General features: G+C 74.5%; 8 protein-coding genes. 4 read left to right on the top strand and 4 right to left on the bottom strand.

Going from position 1 to position 14,640, the window contains the following annotated elements:
* The first annotated feature begins 223 nt into the window (after window positions 1–223).
* Window positions 224–1,486: an HNH endonuclease signature motif containing protein gene (locus QWJ41_RS13110; protein WP_302708825.1), complete on the top strand. Its 1,263-nt coding sequence runs from the start codon at window positions 224–226 to the stop codon at window positions 1,484–1,486.
* Window positions 1,487–1,790: 304 nt separating this feature from the next.
* On the opposite strand, the gene QWJ41_RS13105 is transcribed toward QWJ41_RS13110, so the two are convergent.
* Window positions 1,791–3,572 carry a glycoside hydrolase family 15 protein gene (locus QWJ41_RS13105; protein ID WP_302708823.1) on the bottom strand — a complete coding sequence of 594 codons (1,782 nt, stop codon included), beginning with the start codon at window positions 3,570–3,572 and terminating at the stop codon, window positions 1,791–1,793.
* 31 nt (window positions 3,573–3,603) lie between these two features.
* Here QWJ41_RS13105 and QWJ41_RS13100 point away from each other — a divergent pair, with 31 nt between their 5' ends.
* From QWJ41_RS13100 to QWJ41_RS13090, 3 genes are all read left to right on the top strand, one after another.
* Entirely contained in the window at window positions 3,604–4,122 is a 519-nt protein-coding gene (locus QWJ41_RS13100; RefSeq protein WP_302708821.1) for a nicotinamide-nucleotide amidohydrolase family protein, read from the top strand.
* Window positions 4,123–4,177: 55 nt separating this feature from the next.
* Window positions 4,178–4,501, top strand: a complete 324-nt coding sequence (locus QWJ41_RS13095) for a helix-turn-helix domain-containing protein (protein ID WP_439117327.1) — start codon at window positions 4,178–4,180, stop codon at window positions 4,499–4,501.
* Window positions 4,502–4,686: 185 nt separating this feature from the next.
* The gene (locus tag QWJ41_RS13090; RefSeq protein ID WP_302708817.1) at window positions 4,687–8,586 is read left to right on the top strand and encodes a reprolysin-like metallopeptidase; all 3,900 of its coding nucleotides are present in this window, start codon (window positions 4,687–4,689) and stop codon (window positions 8,584–8,586) included.
* Here the strand turns inward: QWJ41_RS13090 and QWJ41_RS13085 are convergent.
* The 3 genes from QWJ41_RS13085 to QWJ41_RS13075 are packed head-to-tail and all read right to left on the bottom strand — an operon-like array spanning window position 8,543 to window position 14,610.
* Entirely contained in the window at window positions 8,543–9,382 is an 840-nt protein-coding gene (locus QWJ41_RS13085; RefSeq protein WP_302708815.1) for a DNA-formamidopyrimidine glycosylase family protein, read from the bottom strand. The genes QWJ41_RS13090 and QWJ41_RS13085 overlap by 44 nt on opposite strands.
* Entirely contained in the window at window positions 9,375–14,066 is a 4,692-nt protein-coding gene (locus tag QWJ41_RS13080) for an ATP-dependent helicase (RefSeq protein WP_302708814.1), read from the bottom strand. The genes QWJ41_RS13085 and QWJ41_RS13080 overlap by 8 nt, the downstream gene beginning before the upstream one ends.
* Window positions 14,067–14,106: 40 nt before the next feature.
* Window positions 14,107–14,610, bottom strand: a complete 504-nt coding sequence (locus QWJ41_RS13075; protein ID WP_302708812.1) for a GNAT family N-acetyltransferase — start codon at window positions 14,608–14,610, stop codon at window positions 14,107–14,109.
* Between the last annotated feature and the right edge of the window lie 30 nt (window positions 14,611–14,640).

Raw genomic sequence — 14,640 nt, 5'->3', positions numbered from 1 at the left:
GAAGAACTCAACAACCGCCCCCGCAAACGACTCGCCTACCTCACCCCCGCCGAGGTCTTCGCTAAGTTGCTCGAAGAAGACCACACCAACGGTGTTGCGTCCGCCCCCTGATTCCGCCGTCGCTTCCGCACCGTCTTGAGCGCCTCGAAAAGAGTTTCGATCTGTCTGTGGAAAACGGCTTCTGACCTGGTCTTTTGTCGGTGGGCCCTGAGATACTTCACTCATGGCCATCACCGCGGCGCACCCCATCGGCGGTGCTGTCGCGCGGGTGCACTCAGCGCTCGACGACGTGGCAGAGGTGCCGGTCTGGTCGATGAGCCAGGAGGCCACCGCGCAGACGTTGGTCGAGGTCTCCCGGGCCGAGGCGCGGCTGGTGGAGGTGCGCTCGCGTCTGTTGTCGCACGCCGAGACCGTGGCGGTCGCGGAGACCAATGCGTCGCCCTCGGTGGCGGTGTGGCACGCGAACGCGACGCGGTCGACGAAGCGGGAGTCGTTCCGCCAAGTGCGTCTGGCGGCTGGTCTCGGCCGGTACGACGTGGTGCGGGATGCGCTGGGGCGCGGCGACGTCATCGCGGAGCAGGCGTCGGTGATCTGCACGGCGTTGGACGAGCTGCCCCACGACCTCGATGCCGGCGTGTTGGAGCAGGCGGCAAAGGCGCTGGTGGCTTTCGCGGAGGTCCACGACGCCAAGGCGCTGCGGGTGCTGGGTCGCCGGATCCTCGAGGTGGTCGCACCCGAGGTGGCCGAGGCGTGGGAGGCCGAGCAGCTCGACCGCGAGGAGCGCGAGGCGGAGAAGTCGGCGGTGTTCCGGATGCGCGAGGACGGGCACGGTCGGATCAAGGGGTCGTTCACGGTGCCGCTGCTGGTGGGCCAGATGCTGGAGCGGGCACTGCTCGCGTTCGCCGCGCCGAAGCACCAGATCGCCACCCGGGAAGCTCAGGAAAAGCAGAGCGAGGCGCCGGTGCCGGTACGCCGCCCCACCGCCCAGCGGTTGGGTGCGGCGTTCGTCGAGCTCATCGAACGCCTCGACCCGCACGACCTGCCCAAGGCGGGTGGGGTGAACGCCACGGTCGTGGTGACGATGACACTCGACTCGCTCAAGGACGGCCTGGCGGCCGCCACGCTCGACACCGGTGACCGGATCAGCGCCGCGACCGCGCGCCGCCTCGCGTGCGAGGCCGGCGTCGTCCCGGTCGTGCTCGGCGGGGGCAGCCAGCCGCTCGACGTAGGGCGGGCGAAGCGGTACTTCACCCCCGCCCAGCGGGTCGCGATGGGCATCCGCGATGGCGGCTGCACCGCCCGCGGCTGTGACGCCCCGCCGGCCATGTGCCACGCGCACCACGACGACCCCTGGTCCGGCCACGGCCACACCGACCTGGCTCGAGGACGGCTGCTGTGCCCGTTCCACCACCGCCGGATCCATGATCCGGAGTACGAGGCGGATGTCGGCGGCGACAACCAGGTCACCTTCCACCGGCGAACCTAGAGGCACGCGCGGTACTCGCCACCGTTGGTTGAGGAGGTTGCGCAGCAACCGTCTCGAAACCCGGTGACTCCATGGCGTACGGCGAGTGGGTACCTCGCGGGGTCTCGGCGTCGCTCGTCGCTGGCGCTCCTCGCTGCTCGACCAGCGGTGCTGCCGCACGCCGTTGGTTGAGCAGCGAGGGCCGAAGGCTCGAGCGATGCCGAAACCCGGCGACTCCGTGGCGTACGGCGAGTGGGCACCTCACTGGGTCTCGGCGTCGCTCGTCGCTGGCGCTCCTCCCTGCTCGACCTACGGCGGGTCGGGGTCAGGTGTCGGCGGCGTGCCGGGCCAGGGCGAAGGCGGCCTGGGTGAGGGTCAGGTGGCTGAAGGCCTGGGGGAAGTTGCCGACCATCCGGCCGGTGCCCGGGTCGTACTCCTCGGCGTAGAGCCCGACGTCGTTGGCCAGACCGACGAGCCGGTCGTAGAGGGCGGTGGCGTCCTCGACCCGGCCGGCCTCGGCGTAGGCCTCGACCAGCCAGAACGAGCAGGCCAGGAACGGGTGCTCGTCGCCCTCGAGGCCGTCGACGCCCGTGTGGGTGCGGTAGCGCAGCACCAGCCCGTCGCGCAGCAGGTCCTCCTCGATGGCGCGGATGGTGCCCAGCATGCGCGGGTCGTCGCCGGCGACCAGGCCGAAGGAGGCCAGCACCAGCAGCGAGGCGTCGACCTCCTTGGTGTCGTAGTGCTGGGTGAAGGTGCCGCGCTCCTCGTCGTAGCCCCGGGTCAGGACCTGCTCGCGGACCTCGTCGCGCAGGCGCCGCCACTCCTCGACGGGACCGTCGAGCCCGTGCTTCTCCACCGCCCGCACCGCCCGGTCGAAGGCGACCCACACCAGCGCCTTGGAGTGGGTGAAGTGCTGCAGGTCGCCGCGCATCTCCCAGATCCCGCAGTCGGGCTCGTCCCAGTTCTCCGCCAGGCTCGAGAGCAGCGCCTTCTGCAGCTCCCAGGCGTTCCCGTCAGCCTCGTCCATCACCTCGCGCACCTTCTCGAGGGCGTCCATCACCTCGCCGATGACGTCGTGCTGGAGCTGGTCGACCGCGCCGTTGCCGACCCGGACCGGGCGCGAGTCCTCGTAGCCGGGCAGGTGCTCGAGCTCGCGCTCGACCAGGCGGCGCGAGCCGTCCACGGCGTACATCACCTGCAGGTCGTGCGGGTCGCCGGCGACGGCGCGCAGCAGCCAGTCGCGCCACAGCATCGCCTCGTCGGTGTAGCCGGCCTCGAGCAGCGAGCCCAGCGTGAGCGCGGCGTCGCGCAGCCAGCAGTAGCGGTAGTCCCAGTTGCGCGACCCGCCGAAGGTCTCGGGCAGCGAGGTGGTGGGAGCCGCGACGATGCCGCCCGTCGCCGCGTGCGTCATCAGCCGCAGCGTCAGCAGCGAGCGCTTGACCGCCTCGGGGTGACGCAGGTCGGTGCGGCACAGCTGCGCCCAGTCCTCGTCCTTGTCGATCGTCTGACGGATGCGGTCGTCGAGGTCGCCCAGGTCGTCGGGCCTGCGGTGCGAGGGTACCCAGGTCATCGAGTACGTCAGCTCCTCGCCGGCCTCGACGTCGAACTCGTCGTTGTGCGTGTGGTCGCGGGCCTCAGGCATGCGGGGGCCGCGCAGCACCAGCAGGTCGGGGCCGGCGACGGCGGTGATCACCTGCTCGCCGCCGATCTCCTCGCGCCGCACCCAGGGCGTCACCTCGCCGTACTCCATCCGCACCCGCCACTGCAGGCACAGCCGGACCGTGCCCTCGACCCCGCGGATGCGCCGCACGAGGTCGGCACGGCCGTCACCGGTGGGCATCAGGTCGGTGAGCGTCACCATGCCGGTCTCGGTGCGGAAGGTCGTCTCCAGCACCGAGGAGGAGGACAGGTAGCGCCGGCTCGACTCGTAGTCGCCCTCGGGCTCGATCTGCCAGTGCCCGTGCTCCTCGGTGCCGAGCAGGGCCGCCATGCAGGCGGGGGAGTCGAAGCGCGGCAGGCACAGCCAGTCGATCGAGCCGTTGCTGCCGACCAGGGCGGCGGTGCGCCGGTCGCCGATCAGGGCGTAGTCCTCGATGCGCAGAGCCATGCACCGACCCTACGTGTGCGACGCTCACCTCATGGTCGACGAGACGGATGCGGCCGCGGCACCGGCGGCCGCGCTGCACGCCCTGCTGCGGGCGCGAGCGGCCACTCTGGGCACCGCCGAGTCACTGACCGGGGGACTGCTGGCGGGGCTGCTCACCGACGTGCCCGGCGCCTCCGCGACGTACGTCGGCGGCGTGGTCAGCTACGCCACCGAGCTCAAGCAGGGGCTGCTGGGCGTGCCCGCCGGGCTGGTCGCCGAGCACGGCGTGGTCTCGGCCCAGTGCGCCGAGGCGATGGCGGCCGGGGCGCTCGCGGCCACCGGCGCCACCTGGGCGTTGAGCACCACCGGGGTCGCCGGACCCGACCGCCAGGAGGGCCACCCGGCCGGCACCGTCTTCGTCGGCGTCGCCGGCCCCGACCTGGTGACCTCGGTGCGCCTGGCGCTGCACGGCGAGCGCGCGCAGGTGCGCCACGAGACGTGCACTCGGGCGGTGTCGGTGCTCACCGGCATCCTGGAAGGGTGTGCCGGGGAAGAAGAGGACCTCGGCTAGTGTTGGCCCCCACGAACCCCCGACCTCCCCGAGGCCGGGCACGCGCAGTCAGGAGATCCGCATGGTGCTGTTTCGTCGGTTGCTCGGCGACGTGCTCCGCGCGCACCGCGTCGAGCGCGGGATGACCCTGCGCGAGGTCTCCGCCCAGGCCCGCGTCAGTCTCGGCTACATCTCCGAGATCGAGCGCGGCCAGAAGGAAGCCTCCTCCGAGCTGCTCTCCTCGCTGTGCGGTGCCCTCGACGTGCCGCTCTCGTCGGTGCTGCGATCGGTCTCCGACGCCGTCGCCCTCGAGGAGGCGCTGAGCGCCGCCACGCCGATCGTGCCGCGCCCCGCGGCCACCGGTCGCAGCCGCGACGACGTCGTCGCCTCCGCGGCCTGAGCACGTCGGCCCTGCCGGGCTGGACCACCGCCGGGTAAAAGTTCCTCGTACGGCCCGCCGAACAGGCGATTCCACCGCGCGCGCCCCCGTGACCGGGTGGACTGTCCCTCGTTGTCGCACCGGTAGCCCCCTCGGGCCGCCACGAGCGGACGCGCACCCGGGCGCGCCGCCGACGAGAGGACCCCATGCGTCGTCGGTTCCCGACCCTGCCCCACCTGGTGACCGCGGGGGCGCTGGCCCTCGGGCTGGCCGCCGCCCTGCCACCCGCCTCCGCAGCTCCCGCCGCCCCCGCCGGCAAGGCCTCCTCCGCCCCGGCCAGGGCCGTGCTCGACGGCGTCTTCGACGCCCTGCCCGGCTTCGAGCTGCCCGAGGACGCCGCCGCGCGGGTGCGGGTGCGACCCGACGAGTTCACGGCGTTCGACGTCGACGTCAGCGCGCTGGCCGGCCGGCTCGCCCAGGCGCCCTCGACCCGCGCCGCCCGCCGCGGCGCCGAGCCCCTCACCGTGCGCCTGCCCGACCCCGACGGCACCCTGCGGGCCTTCGAGGTCGTCGAGGACCCGGTCATGCAGGCCGGCCTGCAGGCCGCACACCCCGGCATCCGCACCTTCGCCGGCCGCCAGGCCGACGACCCGGCCCGCACCGTGCGCCTCGGCGTGACCCCGATGGGCGTGCACGCCTCGGTGCGCGGCCTCGCCGGGCGCGACACCTGGTACCTCGACCCGGTCGTGACCGAGCCCGGCACCACCGAGCACGTCAGCTACCACCGCACCGCGCTCCCCGAGGGCCCGCACCTCGAGGAGACCGAGCTGGTCACCTCGCTGCTCGACGAGGCCGGCGCAACACCCCCCACGCCCGCGCAGGCAGCGCAGGCCGCCCGGGCGCGCACCGAGCCCGGGGCCGCGGTGACCCGCCGCACCTATGGGCTCGCGCTGGTCACCGACCCGGCGTACGCCGCCTACTTCGGCAGCGGCGGCCAGCCCGGCGACCCCGCGGTGGTGATGGCCGAGAAGGTGACGCTGATGAACCGCGTCAACCAGGTCTACAACGACGACATGGCCATCCACCTGCAGATGGTCGACGGCAGCGAGGCGCTCAACCTCGACACCGCGGCCAAGGCCACCGAGCCCGGCGGTCCGTGCGGCGAGAGCCCCTGCTTCGAGGCCGCCGACCTGGACCCCGAGACGGGTGGCTGCACCGGTGGTCTGCTGACCCGCAACATCTTCGTCACCGGCCAGCTGGTCGGTGCCGATCGCTTCGACATCGGCCACATCATGCTCGGCATCAACGGCGGCGGCGTGGCCTACCTCGGCGTCGTGGGCGAGGACGCCAAGGCCGGCGGCTGCACCGGGCTGCCGTTCCCCGAGGGCGACTTCATGGCCGTCGACTACGTGGCGCACGAGATGGGCCACCAGTTCGCCGGCAACCACACCTTCGACGGCGACCAGGGCGCCTGCTCGGGCCTGAACCGCAGCCAGGGCACCTCCGTCGAGCCGGGCTCCGGCTCCTCGGTGATGGCCTACGCCGGCATCTGCGGCACCGACGACCTGCAGCCGCACACCGACCCCTACTTCTCCCAGCGCACCATCGACGAGTTCACCGCCCACGTCACCCAGGCGCCGACGAGCTACCGCGAGGAGCAGACGATCACCCTCGGCGGCTTCGACACCGACGGCGACACCGTCAACCTGCGCTACCAGGGCCGCGTGACCTCGATCGTGCGCGGCACCTCGACCTACAACGTCGTCAGCGTGACGCAGCAGATGCGCACCCTCACCGGTGCTGCCGTGACCGTCGAGGGGTACGACGGCTCGGCGCTGAGCCTCAACGACGGCGGCTTCACCGTGCGCTGGCCCGACACGACCGACCACCCGCGCATCAGCGTCACCGACACCACCGATGCCGGCGGCGACCCGCTGACGGCCTTCGTCGGCGTGCCCGTGGAGGGCGGCCCCGGGACCAACCAGGGCTCCACCACGACCCCCACCGACAACCACGCCCCGACGGTGACCGCGCCGGCCGACAAGACGATCCCGGTGCGCACGCCCTTCACGCTGACCGGCTCGGGCAGCGACGTCGACGGCGACCCGCTGCTCTACCTGTGGGAGCAGAACGACACCGGCGGCACCACGGGCCAGTCCCTGACCAGCAGCCGCACCAGCGGCCCGTTGTTCCGGGTCTTCGGCACCAGCGCCGACGTGTCCCTCGAGGACTCGCTGCTCTACGACTCGCCGGGCCAGAACGAGGCCACGGGCGACCCGTCGCGCACGTTCCCCGACCTGGCGCAGGTGCTGGCCGGCACCACCAACGCCGCCACCGGCTCCTGCCCGACCGTGAGCGGCGAGGAGGTCCCGCCCGCCGCGCTGGACTGCTTCTCCGAGCTGCTGCCCACGGCCGCGCGCACCTTGCGCTTCCGGCTGACCGCGCGTGACCAGTTCCCGACCGGCGGCGGCACCCAGTACGACGACGTCGCCCTGACCGTGGGCTCGGCGGGACCGTTCCGGGTCACCTCGCAGCCCGCCGTGGCCGAGGGCCAGCCGCAGACCACCGTCATCGGCGGCAGCGCCGGCACGATCACCTGGGACGTCGCCGGCACCGCCGCGGCGGCGTACGCGCCGCAGGTGCGGATCACCCTGTCGACCGACGGTGGCGCGACCTTCCCGGTCGTGCTGGCCCAGAGCACCGCCAACGACGGCAGCCACCAGGTGACCTGGCCGGAGCAGCGCACCGACCGGGCCCGGGTGCGGGTCGAGGCGGTCGACAACTACTTCTTCGACGTCAACCGGGCCGACTTCGCCATCGAGCCGTCGCTGGCGGTCAGCGCCGGCTCCGACTCCGAGCGGGTCCAGCACAGCGACTCCTTCGACGAGCCGGTGGAGGTGACGCTCAGCGCCGCGCAGGTCGACGGTGACCAGCTGGCGCTGGCCGTCAGCGGTCTCGCCGGACTGGGCGCGCAGCGCGTCTCGGCCACGGCCGACGGGGTCCGCCCCGGCGTGGCGCGCTTCGAGGTCGACGGCCCGGTGACCGCCGACGTCGGCGAGAAGGTCGTCACCCTGGCCGGCTCCGCCCCCGGGGGGCTGCAGGCCTCGGACCGCCTCGACGTCACGGTGCTGCCCGAGGACGGCACCGTCGACTACACCGGCCCGACCACGGTGCAGGCCACCCAGGACCCGCAGCCCGTGGCGCTGCGGGCGACGGTCGCCCAGGCCGACGACGGCGAGCCCGGTGACCTGGCCACGGCCCGTGTCGCCTTCGTCGACCGCGACAACGGCCAGGAGCTGTGCCGCGTCGCGCCCGACGCCCAGGGCCGCGCGGAGTGCGCGGCGCTGCTCGACGTCGACGGCGCGAGCACGACCTACACCGTGGGCACCACGCTGGTCGGGCGCTTCGCGCGCGACGACCGGGCCGACGACACGGTCGTCACGCTGGTCTCGGGCGACGCGGGTGCGCCGAGCACCACCATCAGGTCGGGCCCGGGGGAGGAGTCCTTCCCCCGCAGCGGCACGGTGGTCTTCGAGCTGGCCTCCGACGACAGCGGGGCGACCTACGACTGCACCCTCGACGGGGTCGAGGTCGACTGCGCCGACGGCGAGGCACGGCTCGGTGGCCTGACCCAGGGCACGCACCGGTTCAGTGCCACGGCCCGCTCCGCCGGCGGGGCCACGGACCCCACCCCCGCGACACGGACCTTCGGCACGCCCTTCTCGGCCGACCGGCTGACCCAGGAGAGCGACGACTGGAAGCTGCGCCGCGGAGGCAGGTACTACGAGAAGAAGTTCCTGCGCACCGATCGCCGCGGCGAGGTGCTCGGCTTCGACGTGACCCGGGCGACCAAGATCGTGCTCGTCGCCACCAAGGCGCCCGGCCACGGCCGGGTGCGGGTCCTGCTCGACGGCGAGGTGCTGAAGAAGGCCGACCTGTCGCGCTCGCGCACGAAGAACGGCGCGGTCATCACCGTGACCCGCTCCTCCAGCCCGCTCACCGGCCGGCTGCAGGTGCGGACCCTGCGCAACCGCACCGTGAAGATCGAGGGTGTCGGCGTGATCAGCGCGGCCCCGGCCCGTCCGGCGCGGGACGCGGGGGTGTGAGCGGCTCCGGCTGGCAGCGCGGGCACCAGTAGATCGCCCGCTCGCGTCCGGGTGGACCCTGCTGGTCCACCCGGACGGGCGTGGCGCAGCGCCGGCAGGGCGAGCGCTCGCGGCGGTAGACCCAGGTCCGCTCCCGCTCGCGCAGGTCGCCGGTGGTCGACTGCACGGCCCGCTCCTTGTTGAGCAGCAGCATCTGGCGTCCGCGGCGCACCACCCGGGCGAGGTCGGGGACGTCCTCGACCGGCAGCCTCGGGTGCAGGCCGGAGACGAAGCACAGCTCGGCGACGTACATGTTGCCGAGCCCGGCGAGGCGGGTCTGGTCGCGCAGCGCGTCGCCGACCTCGCGGTCGGGCTCCTCGCGCAGCCGGCGCAGCGCCTCGTCCTCGTCCCAGTCGGGGCCGAGGAGGTCGGGGCCGAGGTGGCCGACCACCTGGTTCTCGTCGGCGGTGGGCAGCAGCTCGACGACGCCGAGGGAGAACCCCACCGCGGTGACGGTGGCGTCGCCGAGGACCACCCGGGCCTGGTGGGCCGGGCGCGACCAGCGCCTCCCGGGCGCCAGCACCCGCCACGCGCCCTCCATCTTGAGGTGGGTGTGCAGGGTCAGCGGCGGCCCGGCCGGAGGGTGCAGCCGGGTGAGCAGGTGCTTGCCGCGCGAGACGGTGCCCTCGACCCGCGAGCCGACGAGGTCGACCGTCGCGTGCTGCGGCACCCGCAGGTCGGCGACGGTGAGCACGTGGCCGGCCAGGGCACGGTCGAGCAGGCGGGCGGCGCGGTAGACGGTGTCGCCCTCAGGCACGACCGGTCCTCAGCCGCAGGCCCCGCGGCGTGGAGACGAAGCCGGCCGCGGTGAGGGCCTCGCGCAGCGGGGTGTCGCCGCGGCCCAGCAGCTGCTCGCCGTCGGCCTTCTCCACCGTCAGCCGGCCCAGCGCCCCGCGCCCGACCGCCTCGGCGAGCGCCGCCGTGGCGGGGTGCAGCAGCGCCGGCTCGTCGCTCCAGGTCAGCAGGGTGCGCCCGCCACGCTCGACGTAGAGCACCAGCCGGCCGTCGACGAGCACGACCATCGCCCCCGCCTTGCGTCCGGGCCGGTGCCCGCTCTCGGCGTCGTCGCGCGCCGGCCATGCCAGGGCGGCGCCGTAGGGGTTGGCCGGGTCGGTGGCGGCCAGCGCGATGGCCAGCGGCTCGCGCTCGCTCGGGTCGCCGGGGCCGGGCTCGCCGCCGACGGCCCCGTCGGCGAAGGTGCGCAGCCGGTCGACCGCCCCGGCGGTGCCGAACTGGGCGGCGCCCAGGCCGTCGACGAAGTACCCCCGCCGGCAGCGGCCGGTGTCCTCGAAGGCGGAGAGCACCTTGTAGACGGCCGCGAAGCCGCCCGGCACCCGCTCGCTGACCACCGCCCCCCGGGTCACCACCCCGTGCCGGTCGAGCAGCCGCTCGGCCACGGCCTTGGCGCGCCGGGTCGGGTCGGGGTCGGTGCCCGGCAGCACGGCCCAGCGCCCCGCCGTCTCCGGCGGCCCGCCCCGCGCCGTCGTCAACCGGGCCCCGGCGCCGGTGGTCGACCCCATCCGCGGGGAGCCCATCCGGGCCCGCGGCGGTGGCCGCCGGGTGCGGTGGCTGGCGGTGCCGGTGCGGGTCAGGGCGCGCAGCGGGGTGAGCGTGTCGTTGCTGACCCGCCCGGCCCACACCAGCTCCCACAGCGCCGCCGACAGGGCCTGGTCGGTGGCCTCGACACCGGCCGCGCGCACGGCGTCGGCGAGCTGGCGGAAGAAGTAGGCGCCACCACCGGCCAGAGCGTCGAGCACCGCCTGGCCGGCCTCGGAGTGCTCGGGCACCTGCGGCTCGGGCAGGGTCAGCTCGGCGGAGTCGGCCAGGTGCAGCGAGACCCAGCCGTCGGAGCCCGGCAGGGTGCCGTGCCCGGCCCACACCACCTCGCCCGAGGCCGTCAGCTCGTCGAGGTACGACGTCTCGTAGTCGCGCACGCGCGCGGCCAGCACCAGTGGCTCGAGCGCCGAGGCTGGCAGCGGGCAGCCGGCCAGCTGGTCGACGGCCGACAGCACGCCGTCGACGCCTCGCAGGCCGCCGCGACCACCCCCGGCCCGGCCGCCGGCCCGGCTACCCGGGGAGGGGGCAGCCGCCCACACGTGCTGCCAGGCGCCCAGGAACCGACCCAGGGCGTCGGGCTCGACCGGCTCGACCTCCTTGCGCAGACGGGCCAGCGAGCGGCGGCGCAGCTTGCGCAGCACCTCGGCGTCGCACCACTCGGTGCCCGAGCCGGAGGGCCGGAACTCGCCGTCGAGCACCCGGCCCTGGGAGGCCAGGCGCTGCAGCGTCTGGCGGACCACGGCGGTGCCGAGCCCCAGGCGGGTGGCCACGTCGTCGACCGTGAACGGCCCGTGGGTGCGGGCGTGGCGCGAGACCAGGTCGCCGATCGGGTCGTCGACGGGGTCGGTGAAGGCGTCGGGGGTGCCCGGCGGCACCGGCACGCCCAGGCCGTCGCGCAGCCGGCCGACGTCCTCGATGGCGCACCAGCGCTCGGTGCCGCCCATCCGGACCTCGACGACGCGACGGGCCGCCACCAGCTCACCGGCCCAGGCGTCCACGTCGGCGTCGGGCACCGAGCGGGCCACGACCTCCTCGCGCGAGAGCGGGCCGAGCAGGCGCAGCAGGTCGGCCAGCCCCTCGGCGCCCCGGGCGCGGCGGTCGTCGGCGAGGCGCTGCAGCTCGGCCTCCACCTCCTCGAGCACCGCGGGGTCGAGCAGCTCGCGCAGCTCGGCGCGCCCCAGCAGCTCGGCCAGCAGGCCCTGGTCGAGGGAGAGCGCGGCGGCCCGGCGCTCGGCGATGGGGGAGTCGCCCTCGTAGACGAACTGGGCGACGTAGCCGAAGAGCAGGCTGCGCGCGTAGGGCGAGGGTGCGTGGGTGGTGACATCCGCGACCTGCACCTCGCGCCGGTCGACGCGGCGCATCAGCCCGATCAGGCTGGGCAGGTCGTAGACGTCCTGCAGCACCTCGCGCACCGCCTCGAGGACGATCGGGAAGGAGGGGTAGCGCGAGGCGACCTCGAGCAGCGCGGCCGAGCGCTGCCGCTGCTGCCACAGCGGGGAGCGGCGCCCGGGGTCGCGGCGCGGCAGCAGCAGCGCCCGGGCCGCGCACTCGCGGAAGCGCGAGGCGAACAGCGCCGACCCGCCGACCTCCTGGGTGACCAGGTCGTCGATCTCGTCGGGCTCGAAGACCACGACCTCGGCCCCGGGCGGCTCGGCGTCGGTGTCGGGCATCCGGATCACGATGCCGTCGTCGGAGGCGACCGCCTGGCCGTCGACGCCGTAGCGCTCGCGCAGGCGGGCGTTGATCGCCAGCGCCCACGGGGCGTGCACCGGCGTGCCGTAGGGCGAGTGCAGCACCAGGCGCCAGTCGCCGAGCTCGTCGCGGAAGCGCTCGACGAGCAGGGTGGTGTCGGTGGGCAGCACGTTGGTGGCCTCGAGCTGCTCGTGCAGGTAGGTGACCAGGTTGCCCGCGGCGTACTCGTCGAGCCCGTTCTCCCGCGCCCGGGCCTCCGCCTTCGCGCGCGGCATCGCACCCAGCTCGCGGGTGAAGGCGCCGACCGCCTCGCCGAGCTCGGCCGGGCGCCCCAGGCCGTCGCCCTTCCAGAACGGCAGCCGGCCGGGGATGCCGGGAGCCGGGGTCACCAGCACCCGGTCGTGGGTGATGTCCTCGATGCGCCAGCTGGTGGCGCCCAGCGCGAAGACGTCACCGACCCGGGACTCGTAGACCATCTCCTCGTCGAGCTCGCCCACCCGGCGCCCCGGACCTTCGCCACCGACGAGGAAGACCCCGAACAGGCCCCGGTCGGGGATGGTGCCGCCGCTGGTGACGGCCAGCCGCTGGGCCCCGGGGCGCCCGGTCAGCTCGCCGGTGACGCGGTCCCACACGATGCGCGGGCGCAGCTCGGCGAACTCGTCGCTGGGGTAGCGCCCGGCGAGCAGGTCGAGCACGCCGTCGTACGCCGATCGCGGCAGCCCGGCGAAGGAGGCCGAGCGCTTGAACAGCTCGAAGAGCTCGTCGACGCCCCACGGCTCGAGCGCGGTCGCCGCGACCACCTGCTGGGCGAGCACGTCGAGGGGGTTGGTGGGCACCCGCAGCGACTCGATCGCCCCGGACCGCATCCGCTCGACCGCGACCGCGGTCTGCGCCAGGTCGCCGCGGTGCTTGGGGAACAGCACGCCCCGCGAGACCTCGCCGACCTGGTGGCCGGCGCGGCCCACGCGCTGCAGGGCGCTGGCGACGCTGGGCGGCGACTCGATCTGCACGACCAGGTCGACGGCGCCCATGTCGATGCCGAGCTCGAGGCTGCTGGTGGCGACCACCGCGGGCAGCCGGCCGCGCTTGAGGTCGTCCTCGATCAGGGCGCGCTGCTCCTTGGAGACCGAGCCGTGGTGGGACTTGGCGATCACCGGGGCGCTGCCCTCGGTGGCGCCCGACTGGCCCATCGCCTGGGCCGGGACCTTGTCGCCCGGCGCGGGCTCGACCCCGGCGCGCTCGGCCGCGATGTCGTTGAGCCGGGCGGTGAGCCGCTCGGAGAGCCGGCGGGAGTTGGCGAAGACGATCGTCGAGCTGTGCTGCTCGATCAGGTCGACCACGCGCTCCTCGACGTGCGGCCAGATGCTCGAGACGCGCTCGGCGCCGCCTCCCGGGTCGTCGTCGGCGCCGGGGTCGTCGTCGAAGGCGCCGCCGGGGCTGGTCATGTCCTCGACCGGCACCACCACCGAGAGGTCCCACCGCTTCTCGCTGGGTGGGGAGACGACCTCGACCGGGGCGGTGCCGCCGAGGTAGCGGGCGACCTCCTCGACCGGGCGCACCGTCGCCGACAGGCCGATGCGCTGCGCGGGCCTGTCGAGCAGCGCGTCGAGCCGCTCGAGGGAGACCCCCAGGTGGGCGCCGCGCTTGGTGCCGGCGACCGCGTGCACCTCGTCGACGATCACCGTCTGCACCCCGCGCAGCGCCTCGCGGGCCTGGGAGGTGAGCATCAGGAACAGCGACTCGGGCGTGGTGATCATGACGTCGGGGGGCGCAGTGACCATCTTGCGCCGGTCGGCGGCGCTGGTGTCGCCCGAGCGGACCCCCACCCGTACCTCGGGCAGCTCGGTGCCCAGGCGCGCAGCGGTGTGGCGGATGCCGGTCAGCGGCGCGCGCAGGTTGCGCTCGACGTCGACGGCCAGCGCCTTGAGCGGGGAGACGTAGAGGACCCGGCAGCGCTGCTGCTTGTCGCTCGGCGGAGGGTCGGTGAGCAGCCGGTCGATCGACCAGAGGAACGCGCTCAGCGTCTTGCCCGAGCCGGTCGGGGCCACGACCAGCGCGTGCCGGCCCGCACCGATCGCCTCCCACGCGCCGGCCTGGGCCGGGGTGGGCACCGCGAACGCGGCCGCGAACCAGGTGCGGGTGGGCTCGCTGAAGCGCTCCAGGGCAGCGTGGGGGGCGACGACGTCGGGCACCGGGCAAGTCTGACCCACGGCACCGACACCCGTCCCACCCTCAGGTCAGGTGCAGCTTCATGCCGTCGTGGCTGGCCACGTAGCCCAGCCGCTCGTAGAGCCGCCGAGCGTCGGGGCGCGACCGGTCGGTGCTCAGCTGCACCAGCCCGGCGCCGTGGCTGCGGGCGTAGCCGGTGATCCACTCCAGCATCGCGGTGCCCAGCCCGAGGTGGCGCACCGACGAGGCCACCCGCACCGCCTCGACCTGCAGGCGCAGGGTCGCGCCGCGCGACAGGCCGGGCAGCATCGTCAGGTGCGCGGTGGCCACCACGTCGCCCTCGGGCGAGCGCACCGCGAGCAGCAGGTTGTCGGGGGAGCGGTCGATGCGCGCGTAGGCCCGCAGGTAGGGCTCGAGGTCGCCGCCCTCGCGCTCGCGGCCCAGCTCGTCGTCGGCCAGCAGCGCCACGAGCGCCGCGACGTCGCCGCGACGCGCTCGGGTGACGGCGTACGCCGTGCCGTCGACCTGCAGCACGCCCAGGCGCGAGGCGTCGTCGGTGATGCCCATCAGGGGGTCTCCTCATGTGTGCGGCCCACC

Source organism: Nocardioides cremeus (genome assembly GCF_030518195.1).
Classification (GTDB): Bacteria; Actinomycetota; Actinomycetes; order Propionibacteriales; family Nocardioidaceae; genus Nocardioides; species Nocardioides cremeus.
This window is presented reverse-complemented; position numbering and strand designations above follow the sequence as displayed.

Bases quoted from the DNA above. Each gene is read 5' to 3' on its own strand.
- QWJ41_RS13075 (WP_302708812.1), bottom strand. From the start codon at position 14,610: ATGGGCATCACCGACGACGCCTCGCGCCTGGGCGTGCTGCAGGTCGAC.
- QWJ41_RS13090 (WP_302708817.1), top strand. From the start codon at position 4,687: ATGCGTCGTCGGTTCCCGACCCTGCCCCACCTGGTGACCGCGGGGGCG.
- QWJ41_RS13100 (WP_302708821.1), top strand. From the start codon at position 3,604: ATGGTCGACGAGACGGATGCGGCCGCGGCACCGGCGGCCGCGCTGCAC.
- QWJ41_RS13105 (WP_302708823.1), bottom strand. From the start codon at position 3,572: ATGGCTCTGCGCATCGAGGACTACGCCCTGATCGGCGACCGGCGCACC.
- QWJ41_RS13110 (WP_302708825.1), top strand. From the start codon at position 224: ATGGCCATCACCGCGGCGCACCCCATCGGCGGTGCTGTCGCGCGGGTG.